At 68.4% G+C, this 17,885-nt stretch carries 14 protein-coding genes; 4 read left to right on the top strand and 10 right to left on the bottom strand.

Annotation, left to right across the window (positions count from 1 at the left end; all coding sequences use genetic code 11):
* Positions 1 to 24: 24 nt before the first annotated feature.
* On the bottom strand, positions 25 to 1,857 hold the full coding sequence (locus ACQCSY_RS19670) for a glycerol-3-phosphate dehydrogenase/oxidase (RefSeq protein WP_427131414.1): 1,833 nt from the start codon (positions 1,855 to 1,857) through the stop codon (positions 25 to 27).
* Positions 1,858 to 1,981: 124 nt separating this feature from the next.
* Here ACQCSY_RS19670 and ACQCSY_RS19665 point away from each other — a divergent pair, with 124 nt between their 5' ends.
* The 4 genes from ACQCSY_RS19665 (at position 1,982) to ACQCSY_RS19650 (ending at position 5,945) form a co-directional block, all read left to right on the top strand.
* Positions 1,982 to 2,965 (top strand): sugar-binding transcriptional regulator, encoded by a 984-nt coding sequence (locus ACQCSY_RS19665; protein WP_427131413.1) that lies wholly within the window; start codon positions 1,982 to 1,984, stop codon positions 2,963 to 2,965.
* 63 nt (positions 2,966 to 3,028) lie between these two features.
* A complete protein-coding gene (locus ACQCSY_RS19660) occupies positions 3,029 to 3,898 on the top strand; it encodes an aldo/keto reductase (RefSeq protein ID WP_427131412.1) in 870 nt (289 codons plus the stop codon).
* Positions 3,899 to 3,909: 11 nt separating this feature from the next.
* Complete coding sequence (locus ACQCSY_RS19655) at positions 3,910 to 4,848, top strand: alpha/beta fold hydrolase (RefSeq protein ID WP_427131410.1); 939 nt, start codon at positions 3,910 to 3,912, stop codon at positions 4,846 to 4,848.
* On the top strand, positions 4,845 to 5,945 hold the full coding sequence (locus tag ACQCSY_RS19650; RefSeq protein ID WP_427131409.1) for a glycosyltransferase family 4 protein: 1,101 nt from the start codon (positions 4,845 to 4,847) through the stop codon (positions 5,943 to 5,945). Before ACQCSY_RS19655 ends, ACQCSY_RS19650 begins: the two co-directional genes overlap by 4 nt.
* Here the strand turns inward: ACQCSY_RS19650 and ACQCSY_RS19645 are convergent.
* The 9 genes from ACQCSY_RS19645 to carA all read right to left on the bottom strand — a co-directional run bounded on the left by ACQCSY_RS19645 (position 5,942) and on the right by carA (position 17,884).
* The gene (locus ACQCSY_RS19645) at positions 5,942 to 8,170 is read right to left on the bottom strand and encodes a primosomal protein N' (protein WP_427131407.1); all 2,229 of its coding nucleotides are present in this window, start codon (positions 8,168 to 8,170) and stop codon (positions 5,942 to 5,944) included. The two genes, ACQCSY_RS19650 and ACQCSY_RS19645, sit on opposite strands and share 4 nt — an antisense overlap.
* Before the next feature lie 144 nt (positions 8,171 to 8,314).
* Positions 8,315 to 9,550 carry a methionine adenosyltransferase gene (gene metK, locus ACQCSY_RS19640; RefSeq protein ID WP_427131406.1) on the bottom strand — a complete coding sequence of 412 codons (1,236 nt, stop codon included), beginning with the start codon at positions 9,548 to 9,550 and terminating at the stop codon, positions 8,315 to 8,317.
* Between the two features lie 78 nt (positions 9,551 to 9,628).
* Entirely contained in the window at positions 9,629 to 10,921 is a 1,293-nt protein-coding gene (locus ACQCSY_RS19635; RefSeq protein WP_427131404.1) for a bifunctional phosphopantothenoylcysteine decarboxylase/phosphopantothenate synthase, read from the bottom strand.
* Between the two features lie 51 nt (positions 10,922 to 10,972).
* Positions 10,973 to 11,233 (bottom strand): DNA-directed RNA polymerase subunit omega, encoded by a 261-nt coding sequence (rpoZ, locus tag ACQCSY_RS19630; protein ID WP_090581074.1) that lies wholly within the window; start codon positions 11,231 to 11,233, stop codon positions 10,973 to 10,975.
* 39 nt (positions 11,234 to 11,272) lie between these two features.
* Positions 11,273 to 11,845, bottom strand: coding sequence for a guanylate kinase (gmk, locus tag ACQCSY_RS19625; RefSeq protein ID WP_427131403.1), 573 nt, complete (start codon positions 11,843 to 11,845; stop codon positions 11,273 to 11,275).
* Positions 11,846 to 11,889: 44 nt separating this feature from the next.
* Positions 11,890 to 12,207, bottom strand: a complete 318-nt coding sequence (mihF, locus tag ACQCSY_RS19620) for an integration host factor, actinobacterial type (protein ID WP_427131401.1) — start codon at positions 12,205 to 12,207, stop codon at positions 11,890 to 11,892.
* 214 nt (positions 12,208 to 12,421) lie between these two features.
* Entirely contained in the window at positions 12,422 to 13,321 is a 900-nt protein-coding gene (pyrF, locus tag ACQCSY_RS19615; RefSeq protein ID WP_427131399.1) for an orotidine-5'-phosphate decarboxylase, read from the bottom strand.
* A complete protein-coding gene (gene carB / locus ACQCSY_RS19610) occupies positions 13,314 to 16,658 on the bottom strand; it encodes a carbamoyl-phosphate synthase large subunit (RefSeq protein ID WP_427131397.1) in 3,345 nt (1,114 codons plus the stop codon). The genes pyrF and carB overlap by 8 nt, the downstream gene beginning before the upstream one ends.
* On the bottom strand, positions 16,658 to 17,884 hold the full coding sequence (carA, locus tag ACQCSY_RS19605; RefSeq protein WP_427131395.1) for a glutamine-hydrolyzing carbamoyl-phosphate synthase small subunit: 1,227 nt from the start codon (positions 17,882 to 17,884) through the stop codon (positions 16,658 to 16,660). The genes carB and carA overlap by 1 nt, the downstream gene beginning before the upstream one ends.
* Position 17,885: the final 1 nt, after the last annotated feature.

Here is a 17,885-nt window from a genome sequence, read left to right as displayed (position 1 = left end):
ACACGCAAGTCATTTCAGGTCATGTCAGGCGACCAGGCTGTGGACCCGGACGCCGTGGAATCGCTTGAGCACCTCCTGAGCGTGGCTGATCTCGGAGGCCCGCGTTGCGATATCCCAGCCCAGCGGACCGGACAGGATGTCCGCAACCTCGTTCAGCAGTTCGCCGGTCACGAGGCCCCTGAAGGCCAGGGAGGTGCGGCGGATCAGCACGTCGATCAGGTGCCCGATCTGCTCGTTCTGCGCCATGAACTCAAGTTCGCGGACGCTGAGTTCGCGGGTGGAGTGCAGGAGCCGGTCGGGGGCACGGTCGAGGAAGGCGATGACTTCCTCGGCACGGGTCCCGTACCTGGTCAGGAGCCCGGTGACACGGGCCGCGTCGCGGCCGGCTGACATGTGCGCTTTGATCCACCGCTGGATGCCGTCCTCGCTGTCGGGGAAGCCGGCCCCGCCGCCGATGGCGAGCTTCGCCGTCGAGACCTTCCGTTCCATGCCGAGTTCGGCGAGGACGTCGTTGCTCAAGTGCTCGGCGAGGGCCCGGAAGGTGGTCCACTTGCCGCCCACGAGGCTGAGGACGACGGCGCCGCCGCTCGCCCCCGCTTCCGGTGCCGACGATGCGCGGCGTTCTATCCGGTAATCGCGGCTGACGAACCCGGGCTGGGTGGCATCGTGCTTCGGGAGGGGGCGGACGCCGGAGAAGGTGTAGACGATCTGTCCTCGGTCCACGGCCACACCCGGGAAGACATGGCCGATCAGCTCAAAGAAGTAGTCGATCTCGGCGTCGGTGCAGACCGCGTCCTCGGCCATGTCGGCGTCGACGTCTGTGGTGCCGACCAGGACCCGGTCACCCATCGGGTAGATCAGCACGATCCGGCCGTCGGTGTGTTCGAAGAAGATCTCGCGGCCGTGGCACGCCTCCAGCAGCTCGGGGTGGTCCAGCACGATATGCGAACCCTTGGTTCCGCCCATGAAGGACGAGGCGGCCCCCATGGCCTGGTTCGTCTGGTCCACCCACGCGCCGGTCGTGTTCACAACCACGTCCGCCGTGAAGTCGAAGACCTCGCCGGAAAGCTCGTCGCGGAGCTGGACGGTGCTGCTGGCGCCTCCCGTGGCAGTGCTGCTGGCGCCGGTGGCGCCCTTCATGCCCTTCATGGAGACGAGTGAGACGTAGTTGCTGGCGCGGGCCGAGAGGCTGCCGGCTGCGCCGGCCTTTTCTGCGCCGGCTTTTTCCCCATCCTGCAGTACATCGAGGGTGAGGCGCTCCGGGTTGTGCACCGAGGCGTCGAAGTAGGTGGCCGCGTACTTGATGCCGGGGTGCAGCCGTGGCAGCTCCGCCAGTGCACGCTTGCGGCCGCGGAACTGGTGCCGCGGCACAGTGCCCCCGTCGCGGGAGAAGAAGTCGTACATGCTCAGGCCGAGCTTGATCAGGAAGGCCCCGCGCTCTTTGGGCGCGCCCTGCTGCTTGTGGGTCAGGAAGCGCAACGGGGCGGCGAGGACGCCGGAAAAGGTACTGAAGATAGGAATGGTGGTCCGCAGCGGCTTTACATAGTGTGGAGCAATGCGCAGCAGCCGGTTGCGCTCGACGACGGACTCCCGGACGAGGCGGAACTCACCGTTTTCGAGGTACCGGATGCCGCCGTGGATCATGTGCGAGGAGGCGCCGCTGGCGCCCTGGCAGTAGTCGCCGCGCTCGACGAGCGCTACGTCCACGCCCTGCAGTGCCAGGTCCCGGAAAGTACCCACTCCGTTGATGCCGCCGCCGATGATCAGAACCTGCGCGTGCCGCCGCGTCCGCAGCTTCTGCACCGATGCGCGCTCCGTTGCCGGGCCCGGGGTGGGCGATGAATCCTTCTGTCCCAAAACTGCTCCTTTGGGTTTGGTTCTGCGCGGCGCGCCACGTGGCGCGCCGCCGTTCAACACTATTGTTTGGAGTAATGGAAAATGGAGTCAAGCACTATGCACAAACGTGCAGAACGGAAATGGGATGACGCCTTCACGCCACTCAGACGCCCTCAGGGCGGCCCAGCTGTATTACCTGCAGGACCTGACCATGGACGCGATCGCACGGGAGCTCCGGACCTCCCGGTCCACCGTGTCGCGGCTGTTGTCGGCAGCGCGGGAATCCGGTCTGGTGCAGATCCAGATCCGCAGCCCGCTTGACACCGGGCCCGAACTCGAAAGCATGATCCGCGCCGAATACAAGGTGGATGTGCACGTTGTTCCCGTGGTGGACACGCTCAATGAGGCGGAAACACTGGACCGGGTGGCCATGCAGGCCGCCCGGACGATTGGCCCGCTGGTGGATTCCAACGCCATTATCGGCGTCGCCTGGGGGTCCACGCTGAGCGCCGTCAGCCGGCACCTGACCCGGAAGATCACCCACGACAGCGTGATCGTCCAGCTCAACGGCGCCGGCAACATGCAGACCACCGGTATCACCTATGCCTCGGACATCATGCGGCGCTTCGGCAGCGCCTACGGGGCCCGCGTGGAGCAGTTCCCGGTACCGGCCTTCTTCGACCATGCGGCGACCAAGACGGCCATGTGGAATGAGCGCAGTGTTCAGCGCGTCCTGGACCTGCAGGCCCGGATGAGCATCGCGATATTCGGGGTGGGATCGGTCGACGCCGACTACCCCAGCCATGTCTATGCCGGCGGCTACCTCGATGAGGACGACCTGAACATCCTGGCCAACTCCGACGTCGTCGGAGACGTTGCCACCGTCTTCTTCCGGGCGGACGGTTCCTCGGACGGCATCATGCTCAACGAACGCTCCACCGGGCCGGGCCTGGCCCAGCTGCGGCAGGTCCGGCGGCGCATCTGCGTGGTGTCCGGCGCCTCCAAGATCAACGGGCTGCGCGGCGCGCTGGCGGCAGGCCTGGCCACAGACCTGATCCTCGACGAGGCCAGCGCCCGCCGCCTCGTCAGGTTTGACGGCCTGGCCTGGCCGGCCCGGCGCGAGGGGTGAGCCGCCCGCCCGTCGGCGGCGGGCGTCCGCAACTCCGGGCCGCCAATGGGTAAAGTCATAGCTATGAGAATCTCCCCCCGGCTGACCCTGAACAACGGCGTGCTGATCGATCGGCTGGGGTTCGGGCTCTATAAGGTCCCCCCGGCCGACGCCGCCGGCCTGGTGACCATGGCGATCGAGGCCGGCTACCGCCACTTCGACACGGCGGCCATGTACGGCAATGAGACTGGCGTGGGCAAGGGCATCGGCGCCCTGTCCGGATTCGAAGGGAGCGGAGGGGAGCCCGGGGAGTCGGCACCGTATGTGTCCCGCCAGGATCTCTTCATCACCACGAAGGTCTGGAATGACGACCACGGTTACGACGCCACGATGCGGGCGTTCGACACCTCGATCTCCAACCTGGGCCTGGAATACATCGACCTCTACCTGATCCACTGGCCATGCGCGAAGCGGGGCCTGTTCACGGAGACGTACCGGGCCCTCGAAACCTTGTACCGCGAGGGCAAGGTCCGCGCGATCGGCGTATCAAACTTCCAGCCGCACCACCTGGACCGGCTGATGCAAACGGCCGAAGTGGTACCGGCCGTCAACCAGATTGAGCTCCACCCCTGGCTGCAGCAGGCCGAGCTGCGAGTAAAGCACGATCAGCTCGGCATCCGCACGGAGGCGTGGAGTCCCCTCGGCCGCGGCCAGATCCTGAAGGACCCGGTGATCCTGGCGCTCGCCGCCGAGCACGACCGCACCCCGGCGCAGATCATACTTCGCTGGCACGTGCAGCTGGGGAATATCGCCATTCCCAAGGCCAGCTCGTCGGGACGGATCCGCGAAAACCGCGACGTCTTCGGATTCGAACTGTCGGCCCTGGACATGACGGAGATCGCTGCCCTCGAACGCGGCTTCCGCACCGGCTCCCACCCCGACAACGTCAACTAGGATTCGAACGAATGGAACAAGTGGACACCGAGTCCTCGCGCACGCCCCTGTTCAGCAGCCAGCTCGCCGCCCGCACCCGGGCAGCGGCGGTGGACGTTGACGGCGCCCGGGTGGCCTACTGGAGTTACGAACCCGTCCGGGCCACACCGGAAACCCGCACCATCCTGGTGGTCCACGGTTTCCGCGGCGACCACCACGGCCTGCTCCGGGTGGCCGACCAGCTGCCCGAGATGCGGCTCATCATGCCGGATCTCCCGGGGTTCGGCAGCTCGCCCGCCTTCGGCGGGGGCGAACGCGCCGGCGAACACAGCGTCGAACGCTATGTGAGGTTCATCAGCGACTTAATGGCGGCACTGGACCTGGGTCCGGAGACGGTCCTGCTGGGACATTCCTTCGGGTCGATCATCGCGAGCCACTTCGTGGCGGCCAACCCCGGTGCGGTGGCCGAGCTGATCCTGGTCAACCCCATCGCGGCCCCCGCCCTCCAGGGACCCAAGGGGCTCATGACGAAGCTCGCGGTGCTGTACTACGAGGCCGCGGCGCGCCTCCCCCGGCGGCTCGGGCAGGCCCTGCTGCGCAGCCAGCTGATCGTCCGGGTGATGAGCGAGGCCATGGCCAAGACCCGGGACAAGGAACTACGGCGGTTCGTCCATGCGCAGCACAGCGCCTATTTTTCCGCCTTCGCGGACCGGGAGAGCCTGCTCGAGGCGTTCAAGGCCTCCGTGGGCAGCGACGTCTCCGAGGTGGCCCGCCGGCTCACGCTGCCCGTGCTGCTGATCGCGGGCGAGAAAGACGAGATCGCCATCCTGCCGGACCAGCACAAACTCGCCGCGCTGTTGCCGGACGGGGTCCTGGACGTCATTCCCGGCGTCGGGCACCTGATCCACTACGAAACCCCGGAACCGGCCGCCCGCTTCATCCGACGCTTCCTGAAGGACCACGCCGCGTGAAAATACTCATTGATGCCCGCTTCACCCGGCTGGACCACCACGACGGCATAAGCCGGTACGGCGCCAGCCTCATCGCGGCCACGGCCAGGATCGCGGACGTCTCGATGCTGATCAGCGATCCCCGGCAGCTCGCGCTCCTGCCCGATGTGCCGTACACCCTGATCAACAGCCCCCTCTCCCCGTCCGAGGTCTTCGTGGCCGCCAAGGTGAACAAGCTCGGCGCCGACGTCGTGGTGTGTCCCATGCAGACCATGGGCAGCTGGGGCCGGAAGTACGCCCTGGTGCTGACCCTGCACGACCTCATCTACTACGAGCACCCGGCCCCTCCAGGCTTCCTGCCGGCGCCGGTCCGGGTCCTGTGGCGCCTCTACCACAAGGCCTTCTGGCCCCAGCGGCTCCTCCTGAACAGGGCGGACATCGTCGCAACCATCAGCTCCACCACCGCGGCCCTGATCGCGAAGTACCGGCTCACCAGGCGCCCCGTCCGGATCGTGGGCAACGCCCCGCAGCACGGCCACACGCCCCGGGACCCGGAGGCGGGAGCGAACAAGACACTGCTCTACATGGGTTCCTTCATGCCGTACAAGAACGTGGAGACCATGATCCGGGGCATGGAGGAACTGCCGGACATGACCCTGCACCTCCTCAGCCGCATCACCCCGCAGCGCCGCGTCGAACTGGAAGCGCTCGCCCCGGACGGAGCGGACATCGTGTTCCACAACGGCGTGACCGACGCCGAATATGAGGCCATGCTGGCCCGCGCCACGGCCCTGATCAGCCTCTCCCGGGCGGAGGGCTACGGCCTGCCCCTCGTGGAGGCCATGTCCCACGGCACGCCGGTGATCGCCAGCGACATCCCGATCTTCCGCGAGGTGGGCGGTGACGCCGTCAGCTACGTGCACCCGGACTCGCCCTCGGAGTTTGCCGAGGCCGTGCGGAAGCTCGAGGATCCAAAGCTGTGGAAGGCCCGCTCACGCCGGTCGGTGGAGCGTGCCGCGGACTTCAGCTGGGACGCGTCCGCAGGCCGGCTGGTGGACCTCGCGGAGGAGGCCGTGGCGCTCCGGGTCCGCAGGGTCCGCAGGAACTCGAGGGGCTAAAGGACGTCGACGCCGTCGAGCCTCAGCTGCACGGGGTCATCGCTGCGCTTGGCGGCGGCCGCCGCCTTGACCGCCCGCATCACCTTGGTGGCGTCCGCGGCGTGGGCGTACGGGATGAACAACAGGGTCCGGACATCTTCGCCGGCCTCCCGGGCTGCCGGCCGGGAACCTGCCTGCCTGGCCCCCGTCAGCGGTCCGCCACCCGGGCTGACCCCCGAGTGGACGGCGCCGGCCGTCTGCCCGGCCATCACCTCCGACCTCAACAGGGGCGCCGGGCCGGCGGTCCTGAGTACGATTCCCTGCGTAGCCAGCCGCTGTTCGACGGCCTGGGTGAAGTGCCCGACGGCGGTCCGGCCGCCCGTGACGGACGCGATCCGAACTGCGGGCGGCAAGTGCAGCTCCTGCCGCAGGGCCAGTTCACGCCGTGCGTAGCCGGCGGGATCCCACCGCAGCAGGGCGCCGACCCCGGCGGCATCGTCCGCGGTGATGACCACGAGACCCTCCGGAGCCGGGCGCACCAGGGCAGCGGCATTGAACCAGCGGCGGACGGCGTCCTCCCCCGCCCGCAGGTTTTCGCGGCGCAGCAGGGAGTCGCCGTCGAGCAGCAGGGCCGCCGCATAGCCGCTGGGGGCGACAGGTTCGGCTCCGACTGTCGCCACCACCAAGGCCTTCGTGTCCGGAACGGCGGCTTTGACCTGGTCACCGGAGGAGGTGATGACCGGTGTCCCGGGAAAGGCCCGGCCCAGCTCCTCGGCCGTGCGAAGGGCACCCGTGGCGCCACGCCGGAGCCGGACGCTGTTGCAGGTGGTGCAGCGCCAGTCCGGGGCCGGGGCCGAGCACCAGCGGCATTGCGGCACGGCGGAGCCGCCGCTTGATCCGGCGATGGCCAGCGGCCCGCTGCAGGCGGTACAGCGCGCCGGTTCACGGCAGGTTTCGCATGCCAGCGAGGGTGCGTAGCCTGCGCGGGCCACCTGGACCAGGACCGGCCCGCGTTCCAGGCCTTCCTTGGCGGCCCGCCAGGCCGCGCCAGGGAGCCGGGCGATCCGGGCCAGGGGGTCGTGCTCCAGCTCGAAGCTGTCCGCCGTGTTCAGCACCCGAGGGACGGTCCGCCGGACCACGGTGCGCTCGGCCTCCACCGGCCAGGCCCAGCCGGATTCCACGAGCCTCTCCGTCTCGGTGCTGCGCGAATGGGCCGCCAGGAGGCAGGCGGCGCCTTCCTGCCCTGCACGGAGCAGCAGGACCTCGCGGGAGTGCGCGTACGGGGAGCGCTGCTCGATGTGGAGGTCGTCGCCGTCGTCCCAGCAGACCACGAGCCCCAGATTACGGACCGGGGCGTAGGCGGCGGACCTGGTGCCGACGGCAACGCCCGCGGCGCCGCTGAGCACGCGCAGGAAGCTCCGGTAGCGCGGCGTCTGGCCGTCGTCCGCGGTCAGCCGGGCGACGTCGTCGGCGGGGAGCAGTTCGAGGAGCGCGGCCTCCACCCGGTCCAGGTCCCGGTAGTCCGGGACGACAACGACGGCGCCCCGGCCGGACAGCCGCACGGCCGCCACGGCCTCCGCGATCATCCGCGGCCAGCCGCCCGGACCGAAGCCCTGCAGCGCGTTCAGCACGGCACGGGGTGACTCCCCCGCACCCAGGTGCGCAAGGAATGCCGGGCCGTTGCGGTAGGACCGCCAGCTTGAGGCTTCCAGGCCGGAAGGAATTGCCGCTCCGGGCCGGTCAGCAGCCCCGACCAGCGCCGGGTCCAGGCGGCCGTCGGGGGCGAACTCTTTTTCGAGTTTGGCGACCCGGGGCGGCACGGCGACGCGCAGGACGTCGCTGACCGTCCCGGCGTAGCGCGCGGCGATCCGTCCGGCCAGTTCAGCAACCGCGGGCGTGAGGACCGGCACGGGCGAGACAACCTTGTGCAGCGGCACGAGGGTGTGTCCGGCGTCGGATTCCGCCACCCGGTCCATCAGGTATCCCGCCAGTTCCTGGCCGTTGAACTTGACCTTGACCCGGACGCCGGGCTGCGCCGCAGCGTCGAGGGCGTCGGGGACGCTGTAGTCGAACGGCCGGTCCAGGTGCGGGAGGGAGGATTCGAGCAGCACCCGTGCCACCGGCCGTTCCGCGGCGATGGCGACTCCGGACGAAGATAAGGAGGCGGGGGCGGAGGGAAAGCCCTGGAGCAGCGACAGCTGGAGGGGTTCATCCGGCGCGCTCGCGCCGCCACGGACGGGTGTCATGGCAGCTACCTCCGTTCAACAGGCGTTCCGCACCTGGTACGCAACTGGTGCGCAACCGGGGTGGCGGGGGCCGCCGGTCCGGCTGCCTGGCTACAGCACATCACAGGGCAACGACAATTAGGCGCTGAGGCGCCACGCGCGGCGTCAGGCGTTGAAGAAAGCCTTCAGCTCATCGACCCGGTCGAGGCGTTCCCAGGTGAAGTCGGGATCGTCGCGGCCGAAGTGCCCGTGGGCGGCGGTCTTAGCGTAGATCGGGCGCTTGAGGTCGAGGGCGTCGATGATGGCCCGGGGGCGCAGATCGAAGATCTCGGCGATCGCCGCGCTGATCCGGGCCGGGTCCACGGTTTCGGTTCCGAAGGTCTCCACGTAGGTTCCCACCGGGCGGGCCTGGCCGATCGCATAGGCGATCTGGATTTCGGCGCGCTTGGCAAGGCCTGCGGCCACCACATTCTTGGCGACCCAGCGCATCGCGTAGGCGGCCGAGCGGTCCACCTTGGACGGGTCCTTGCCGGAGAAGGCTCCGCCGCCGTGGCGGGCCATGCCGCCGTAGGTGTCGACGATGATCTTGCGGCCGGTAAGGCCGGCGTCGCCGACGGGACCGCCGATGACGAAGGCACCGGCCGGGTTCAGGATGTTCTTGGCACGGGAGATGTCCAGGTTGGACATGGCCATGACCGGATCGACCACGTACTGTGCCAGGTCGGCCCGGAGCTGTTCGAGGCTGGCGCCTTCGGCGTGCTGGCTGGAGATGACGACCGTCTCGACGGAGACCGGGCGGTCGCCGTCGTAGCCCACCGTGACCTGGGTCTTGCCGTCGGGCCGCAGGTAGGAAAGGTCGCCGTTTTTACGGACCTCGGTCAGCCGCTCGGAGAGCCGGTGCGCGAGCCAGATCGGGACCGGCATGTAGGAGGGGGTCTCGTCGCTGGCGTAGCCGAACATGAGGCCCTGGTCTCCGGCGCCCTGGAGGTCGTAGTCGTCCTCCTGGCGTCCTTCCCGGGCTTCCAGGGAGTTGAACACGCCGCCGGCGATGTCGTTGGACTGCTGGCCGATGGAGACGGACACGCCGCACCGGGCGCCGTCGAAGCCGTTGGCCGAGGAATCGTAGCCGATACCGAGGATCGTCTCCCGGACGATCTGCGGGATTTCGACATAGGCATCGGTGGTGACCTCGCCGGCCACGTGGACCAGGCCGGTGGTGGCCAGTGTCTCCACGGCAACCCGGGATTCAGGGTCCTTGGCCAGCAGGGCGTCGAGGATCGCGTCGCTGATCTGGTCACAGATCTTGTCGGGGTGACCTTCGGTCACCGACTCGGACGTGAAAAGCCGGAGCGAGGCGGGCGCGGACCCGTGGAAATCAGGGATGTGCAGCGGTAAAGTCACTCAACTACCTTACTGGTTGGAAAACGGACGTCCGGCGGCGTGTGTCCCCATGCTAAGGAGACGTTGCCTACGCCGGGCTCAGGCGGGCGGGACAACCCGGCTCAGCTCGGCGCTGATCCGGTCAAGCACGGCAGCCGCAACGTCGGATTTGGAACCCGACGCCTCTTGGGGTTCGGTGCCGGACCGGGAAAGGATGATTACGGAGTTGGTGTCCTCGCCAAAGACCATGTCCTTGCCCACCTGGTTGACCACCAGCAGGTCGCAGGCCTTGCGGCGCAGCTTGGCCTCGGCGTACTCCAGGACGTCGCCGTCGGCGTCGCCCGTCTCCGCGGCGAAGCCGACGATCAGCTGGTCCCGGGAGGCGGCGTCGCGGACCTCGACGAGTTCCTGCAGGATGTCCGGGTTGCGGACCAGGGCAATAACGGGATCGGCGACGTCGTCGCGCTTCTTGATCTTGGTGCCGGAGACGTCCGCCGGGCGGAAGTCCGCCACGGCGGCCGCCATGATCACGACGTCGGAATCAGCGGCGGCGTGCAGCGCCGCCTTCCGCAGTTCCAGGGCTGTCTCCACGCTGACGAGTTCGACGCCGTCCGGCGCCGGGACCTCCATGTGGGCGGCCAGCAGCCGGACTCTGGCGCCGGCGTCGCGGGCTGCCACGGCCAGCGCCACGCCCTGCTTGCCGGAGGACCGGTTGCCCAGGAAACGCACGGGGTCCAGGGGTTCACGGGTGCCGCCCGCGCTGATGGTCACGGTCAGCCCGGCCAGGGGCCGGGCTGCGGACGCTGAGGGACCCGTGGACGGCGCCGGCTGCGACGACGGCACGGGGCGCGCGCCGGGCACGGACGCCGCACCGGCGAGGGCCAGGGCGGCCTCGAAGATGGCCTCGGGCTCGGGCAGCCGTCCGGGGCCGGAGTCGGCGCCTGTCAGCCTGCCGCTGGCGGGCTCCAGCACGGTGACGCCGCGGCTGCGCAGGGTTTCGACGTTGGCCTGGGTTGCCGGGTGCCGCCACATTTCGGTGTGCATGGCCGGGGCCATCAGCACCGGGCCGCTGGCCATGAGCAGGGTATTGGTCAGGAGGTCGTTGGCCTGGCCGGTAGCCGCCCGCGCCAGCAGGTCGGCGGTGGCCGGGGCGACCACGATCAGATCCGCTTCGTGGCCGAGACGGACGTGGTTGACCGTGTGGACGGCGTCAAACACGCTGCTGCTGACGGGGTGTCCGGACAGGGCTTCCCACGTGGCGACACCCACGAACCGGGTTGCCGCCTCCGTGGGGATGACCGTGACGTCATGGCCGGCTTCAGTAAAAAGCCGGAGGAGCGACGCCACCTTGTAGGCAGCTATCCCTCCCCCGACTCCGAGGACTATGCGCACGTGATCTCCGTCAACAGGCAGTCTGTTTATTTTGCTTTCCAGCTGTGGGAACTACTCGGCAGCTTCGATCGGCGTGGAAACGAGCTTGCCTTCGTTGATCTCGCGCAGGGCGATGGAAAGCGACTTCTCGTTCAGCTTGGTGTCGACCAGCGGGCCGACGTACTCGAACAGGCCCTCGTGCAGCTGAGCGTAGTAAGCGTTGATCTGACGTGCGCGCTTGGCACCGAAAATCACCAGTCCGTACTTCGAGTCGGCAGCCTTCAGCAGCTCGTCGATCGGCGGGTTGATGATGCCTTCAAGGTTCGTGGACACGAATTCTCCAAATTCTAACGGGCCGATACGTCCCGGCGCCTAGCGCGGGTTCGGGGTCAGCCCCATGAGTGAAACAAGCTCGTCCGCTGCCCGTCGAACGTCATCATTGATGACGGTGTGGTCAAACTCCGGTTCAGCGGCAAGTTCTAGTTTAGCGGTTTCCAGCCTCTGCTGCTGTTCGTCGGCCGTTTCCGTGCCGCGGCCGACCAGCCGGCGGACCATTTCTTCCCAGCTCGGGGGCGCGAGGAACACAAACTGGGCATCGGGGACGGCCTTCTTAACCTGCCGTGCGCCCTGCAGATCGATTTCCAGCAGCACCGAGCGGCCCTCTTCGATCGCGGAGTTCACGGTGCTGCGGAGCGTGCCGTAGCGGTTGCGGCCGTGGACCACGGCCCACTCCAGCAATTCGCCGTTTTCGACCAGGGCATCGAATTCCTCGGGCGACTTGAAGAAGTAGTGGACCCCGTCCTGCTCCCCCGGGCGCGGCGGGCGCGTCGTCGCCGACACGGACAGCCAGACGCCGGGATAATTGTCACGGATGTAGGTGGACACGGTGCCCTTGCCAACAGCCGTCGGGCCGGCGAGGACAGTCAGTCCCGGTTTCTTGCTCACATATTCCTTTGGGCGGTGTCGGGGATCAGCTCGGTGGAAGCGAGCTATTTGTCGTCTACAAAATCTACCAGCGCCCGGCGCTGGTGGATTCCCAGGCCGCGGACGCGCCTGGACTGCGCGATGCCGAGCTGTTCCATGATCGCAGCGGCGCGTACCCTCCCGATCCCGGGCAGCGCCTCCAGCAGCTCCGCGATCCTCATCCGCGCGATGGCGTCATCGGATTCTCCGGAGCTGATGACCTGCGCGATCGTCAGTTCCCCGGACTTCAGCCGTTCCTTGGCCGCGGCCCTGATGGCCCTGGCGGCGGCGGCCTTGCGCAAGGCGTCGGCACGCTCCTGCGGAGTGAGGGGTCGCAAGCTCACTGAAGTCCTCCCTGCCTGGTCAGACGGGCCGGCCGGGTCGGTCCGCCCGGCGGGCCGTCCACCCCGGTCCGTCAGACAGCGCCCATGCCGTTGCCGTGTCCTGAACCTACCGTCTGGAAGCGGCAGAAATCAATGGACAACTGCCGAAGTCCGGAAGCGGGCAGGGTCCCCGCCGCAGGCCGGCCAGTGGCGGCGCCAGAGGCCGGGCCGGTGGCTAGACCGCCTGAAGTTCCTCGAGGGTCCGCCGTGCCGCGTCGTGCAGGGCCCGGATTTCCGGTCCGGCGACGAGAATGTCCCGGCTGGAGGTGCCCAGCACCTGGGGGTAGGCGTCCCCGAAGGTGCGCCGCAGGTCCGCGGCGGTCGCGCCCTGGGCACCCAGCCCGGGGGCCAGGATAGGCCCGCGCACGGCGGCCAGGTCCAGATCCAGTTCGGTGAGGGCGGAACCGACCGTGGCTCCGACCACGAGCCCCACGGAGCCCAATTCCCCGGAACCAAGACCGGAGTACCGGCGGTTCTCCACCGCCGCTGCCTGCACGATCCGGCGGGCCACGGAGTCCGCCCCGCCGACGTGCTGGACGGAGGCGCCCTCCGGGTTCGAGGTCAGCGCGAGCACGAACACGCCGCGCCCGGACTGCACCGCGAGGTCCAGGGCGGGCCGCAGCGACTCGAAGCCCAGGTACGGGCTCAGCGTCACTGAATCCGCGGCCAGGGCAGAGCCGTCCCTGAGCCAGGCGTCGGCATACGCGGCCATGGTGGAGCCGATGTCGCCGCGCTTGGCGTCCGCGATGGTCAGCACCGAAGCCTCCGCCGCCGCGGCCAGGGTACGTTCCAGTACGGCCATCCCGGCGGAGCCGTGGCGCTCATAGAGCGCCACCTGCGGTTTCACCGCGGCAGCGAGGGAGCCCACCGCCTCAAGGACGGTCAGTGAGAAGCGCTCCAACCCCGCGACGTCGTCCGCCAGGCCCCAGCGCTGCAGTAGCGCCGGGTGCGGATCGATCCCGACGCACAGCGGACCGCGGTCCGCCATGGCCCGTCCCAGCCGGGAGCCGAAGGACTCCCGGCCGGCACCGTCGCTGTCAGGGGTTCCACTGTCAGCGGTTCCGGACTCAGGCATTCTGCGACGCTGCGTTCTGTGAGACTGTCTTCTGCGAGACTTTTTTCTGCGATTCCGCGAGGGCCGCGGCGTGCTCCTGCAGGCTCGTGACGGACCATTCGTAGGTGCGCAGCGCCTCGATGGCCTGGACGGCGGCGTTGAATTCGGCCACCGTGGTGATGCACGGAATGCCGATCGACGTCGCGGCGGCACGGAGTTCGTAGCCGTCACTGCGGGCTTCGCCGCCGGAGGGGGTGTTGAAGACCATGTCGATCTCGCCGGCGACGATGAGGTCCGCAATAGTGCCCTCGCCTTCGGCACTGCTGCCCTCGGCGACCTTGCGGACCGGGGTGGCCTGGATGCCGTTGCGGCGCAGGACGTCGGCGGTGCCTCCCGTGGAGACGATCTCGAAGCCGAGGTCGGACAGGCGCTTGACACCCATGATCACCGAGCGCTTGTCCCGGTTCGCCACGGAGACGAAGATCTTGCCCTCGGTGGGCAGGGCGTTGTTCGCGGCCGCCTGGCTCTTGGCGAAGGCGGTGTCGAAGTGCTTGTCGATGCCCATGACCTCGCCCGTGGAGCGCATTTCCGGCCCGAGCAGCGAGTCGACAACCTTGCCCTCCGGGGTGCGGAAGCGGCTGAACGGCAGCACGGCTTCCTTGACCGAGACCGGAGCGTCCAGCGGCAGCGTGGAGCCGTCACCGGTTTCCGGCAGCATCTTGTAAGCCGTGCGGAGCTGGTGGATGGTGACGCCGGTGCCGATCAGGGCCGCCGCCTTCGCCATCTGGACGCCGGTCGCCTTGGAGACGAACGGCACGGTGCGGGAGGCCCGGGGGTTGGCCTCCAGGACGTAGAGGACGTCGGAGGCGAGGGCGAACTGGATGTTGATCAGGCCGCGGACGCCCACGCCCTCGGCAATGGCCAGCGTGGCGGTCCGGACGCGGTCCAGTACGTTGTTGCCCAGCGTGATGGGCGGCAGGACGCAGGCCGAGTCGCCGGAATGGATGCCGGCCTCCTCGATGTGCTCCATGATGCCGCCCAGGTACATCTCCGTGCCGTCGTACAGGGCGTCGACGTCGATCTCGACGGCGTCCTCGAGGAAGCGGTCGATCAGTACCGGGTGTTCCGGGGTGATCTCGGTGGCGTTGGCGATGTAGCGGGAGAGGTTGGGCTCGTCGTAGACGATCTCCATGCCGCGGCCCCCGAGGACGTAGGACGGGCGGACCAGCACGGGATAGCCGATCTCGTCGGCGATCTTCTTGGCATCCTCGAAGGACACGGCGGTGCCGTTCTTCGGCGAGATCAGTCCGGCGTCGTCCAGCACCCGGGAGAAGGCGCCCCGGTGCTCGGCGAGGTCGATCGCCTCCGGGGAGGTCCCCAGGATCGGCACGCCGGCGTCGGCGAGCTGCTGGGCGAGCTTCAGCGGGGTCTGGCCGCCGAGCTGGACGAAGACGCCCATCACGCCGCCGGTGCGTTCCTCGGCCGCGATGACCTCGAGGACGTCCTCGAGGGTGAGCGGCTCGAAGTACAGGCGGGTGGAGACGTCGTAGTCGGTGGAGACGGTTTCCGGGTTGCAGTTGACCATGACGGTCTCGTAGCCGGCCTTGCGCAGGGCCATGGAGGCGTGGACACAGGAGTAGTCGAACTCGATGCCCTGGCCGATCCGGTTGGGTCCGGAGCCCAGAATGATGATGGACGGCTTGGCGTGCAGCGCCACCTCGTCCTCTTCGTCGTAGGACGAGTAGTGGTAGGGCGTGTACGCGGCGAACTCGGCGGCGCAGGTGTCCACGGTCTTGTACACGGGACGGATGCCGAGTGCCTGCCGGACGCCGCGGACGACGTCCTCGGAGTTGTGCGTCAGGGCGCCGATCTGCTCGTCGGAGAAGCCGTGGCGCTTGGCACGCTTGAGCATCTCCGGCGTGAGGGCGTTGGCCTGGCGGATCTCCCGGGAGATCTCGTTGAGCAGCTGAAGCTGGTCCAGGTACCACGGGTCGATCTTGGTGGCCTCGAAGAGCTGCTCCACGGTGGCGCCGCCGAGCAGGGCCCGCTGGACCTGGTGCAGGCGCTCGGTGGTGGGCCGTTTGGACTTCTCGATCAGCTCCGCGACTTCCCATTCGGGCACGTGGCTGAAGTCCAGCTGCGAGCCCTTCTGCTCGAGGGAGCGCAGCGCCTTCTGCAGCGCCTCGGTGAAGTTGCGGCCCATGGCCATGGCCTCGCCCACCGACTTCATGGTGGTGGTCAGCGTGGGGTCCGCCGCCGGGAACTTCTCGAAGGCGAACCGCGGCACCTTCACGACGACGTAGTCCAGGGTCGGCTCGAACGACGCCGGGGTCTTCTGGGTGATGTCGTTGGGGATCTCATCCAGGGTGTAGCCGAGGGAGAGCTTGGTGGCGATCTTGGCGATCGCGAAGCCCGTGGCCTTGGAGGCGAGGGCGGAGGAGCGGGAGACGCGCGGGTTCATCTCGATGACGACGACGCGTCCGGTGTCCGGCTCGACCGCGAACTGGATGTTGCAGCCGCCGGTGTCGACGCCGACCTCGCGGATGACGGCGATGGAGATGTCGCGCAGGCGCTGGTACTCGCGGTCCGTGAGGGTCAGAGCGGGCGCGACCGTGATGGAATCGCCGGTGTGGACGCCGACGGGATCGAAGTTTTCGATGGAGCAGACGACCACGACGTTGTCGTTCTTGTCCCGCATCATCTCGAGCTCGTATTCCTTCCAGCCCAGGATGCTCTCTTCGAGCAGCACTTCGCTGGTGGGGCTGTACTGCAGGCCCTGGCCGACAATCCGGCGGAGGTCGTTCTCGTCATAGGCCAGGCCGGAGCCGAGCCCGCCCATCGTGAAGGAGGGCCGGACCACCATCGGGTAGCCCAGGTCCTCGGCCGCGGTCAGGGCCTCGTCCATGGTGTGGATGATGTGGCTGCGGGCCGACTCGGCGCCGCAGCGTTCCACGACGCCCTTGAACTTCTCGCGGTCCTCGCCGAGCTCGATCGCGGCGATGTTGGCGCCGATCAGCTCCACGTTGTACTTCTCCAGCACGCCGTTCTTGTCCAGCGCGATGGCCGTGTTGAGGGCGGTCTGGCCGCCCAGGGTCGGCAGCAGGGCGTCGGGCCGCTCCTTGGCGATGATCTTCTCCACCACCTCGGGCGTGATCGGCTCGATGTAGGTGGCATCGGCGAACTCGGGGTCCGTCATGATGGTGGCCGGGTTGGAGTTGACGAGGATGACCCGCAGGCCCTCCTCCTTGAGGACGCGCAGTGCCTGGGTGCCGGAGTAGTCGAATTCGGCCGCCTGGCCGATCACGATCGGGCCGGACCCGATGACCATGACGCTCTTGAGGTCAGTTCTCTTGGGCATTACTTCTTGTCCTCAGTCTTGGAATCGGTGGAAGTCTTGGTGTCCGCCATCAACTCGATGAAGCGGTCGAAGAGGTAGGCGGCGTCGTGCGGGCCGGCGGCGGCTTCGGGGTGGTACTGCACCGAGAACGCCGGGATGTCGAGGCAGGCGAGCCCTTCCACGACGTCGTCGTTGAGGCTCACGTGGCTGACCTCGACGCGGCCGTAGCGCTCCTCGGGAGCCTGGGTGGCGCCGTTGAGCGGGGCGTCGACGGCGAAGCCGTGGTTCTGCGAGGTGATCTCCACCTTGCCCGTGCGGCGGTCCATCACGGGCTGGTTGAGGCCGCGGTGGCCGTAGCGCAGCTTGTACGTGCCGAAGCCCAGTGCGCGGCCGAGGATCTGGTTGCCGAAGCAGATGCCGAAGTACGGGATCTTCTCGTCGAGCACCGAGCGCAGCAGTTTGACCTGGGTGTCCGCGGTGGCCGGGTCGCCGGGGCCGTTGGACATGAAGAAGCCGTCAGGGTTGACGGCCTGGACATCCGCCAGGGTTGCCGTGGCGGGCAGCACGTGCACGCGCACGCCCCGCTCGGCGAAGCGGATGGGGGTCATCCGCTTGATGCCGAGGTCGATCGCGGCGATGCTGAACCGCGGCTCGCCGTCCCAGCCGAAGTCCTTGGGCTCCACTGTGTAGGCGGCGTCCACGCTGACTTCTTCCGCCAGCCGGGAGCCTTCCATCGGCGCGCTGGCCAGGACGGCGTCGACGAGGTCCTTGTCCGTGGCGCGGGCGGCGTCGCCGGAGAAGATCCCGGCGCGCATGGTTTTGTGTTCGCGCAGGTGCCGGGTGATGGCGCGGGTATCGACGCCCTGGATGCCGACGATCCCCTGTTCGACGAGTTCGTCGTCCAGACTGCGCTCCGAACGCCAGTTGGACGGACGGCGGGCGGCGTCGCGGACGATGTAGCCGGCCACCCAGATGCGCCGGGATTCGGCGTCGTCGGTGTTGACCCCGGTGTTGCCGATGTGCGGCGCGGTCTGGACCACGAGCTGGCGGGCGTAGGAGGGATCGGTGATGGTCTCCTGGTAGCCGGTCATGCCGGTCGCGAACACCGCCTCGCCCAGGGCGGTTCCGGTGGCCCCATAGCTGGTGCCGCGGAAGATCCGTCCGTCCTCGAGCACGAGGGCTGCGGGGGTGGGCGTTGCCGCTGTGTTAATCACTGCTGTTTTCTTGACTTCGTGGGTGTCCGTCACG

Source organism: Pseudarthrobacter sp. S9 (assembly GCF_050156545.1).
Taxonomy (GTDB): Bacteria; Actinomycetota; Actinomycetes; order Actinomycetales; family Micrococcaceae; genus Arthrobacter.
This window is presented reverse-complemented; position numbering and strand designations above follow the sequence as displayed.

Coding starts and splice junctions, on each gene's coding strand:
- carB (WP_427131397.1), bottom strand. CDS start 16,658: ATGCCCAAGAGAACTGACCTCAAGAGCGTCATGGTCATCGGGTCCGGC.
- ACQCSY_RS19665 (WP_427131413.1), top strand. CDS start 1,982: ATGACGCCTTCACGCCACTCAGACGCCCTCAGGGCGGCCCAGCTGTAT.
- ACQCSY_RS19655 (WP_427131410.1), top strand. CDS start 3,910: ATGGAACAAGTGGACACCGAGTCCTCGCGCACGCCCCTGTTCAGCAGC.
- ACQCSY_RS19660 (WP_427131412.1), top strand. CDS start 3,029: ATGAGAATCTCCCCCCGGCTGACCCTGAACAACGGCGTGCTGATCGAT.
- pyrF (WP_427131399.1), bottom strand. CDS start 13,321: ATGCCTGAGTCCGGAACCGCTGACAGTGGAACCCCTGACAGCGACGGT.
- ACQCSY_RS19645 (WP_427131407.1), bottom strand. CDS start 8,170: ATGACACCCGTCCGTGGCGGCGCGAGCGCGCCGGATGAACCCCTCCAG.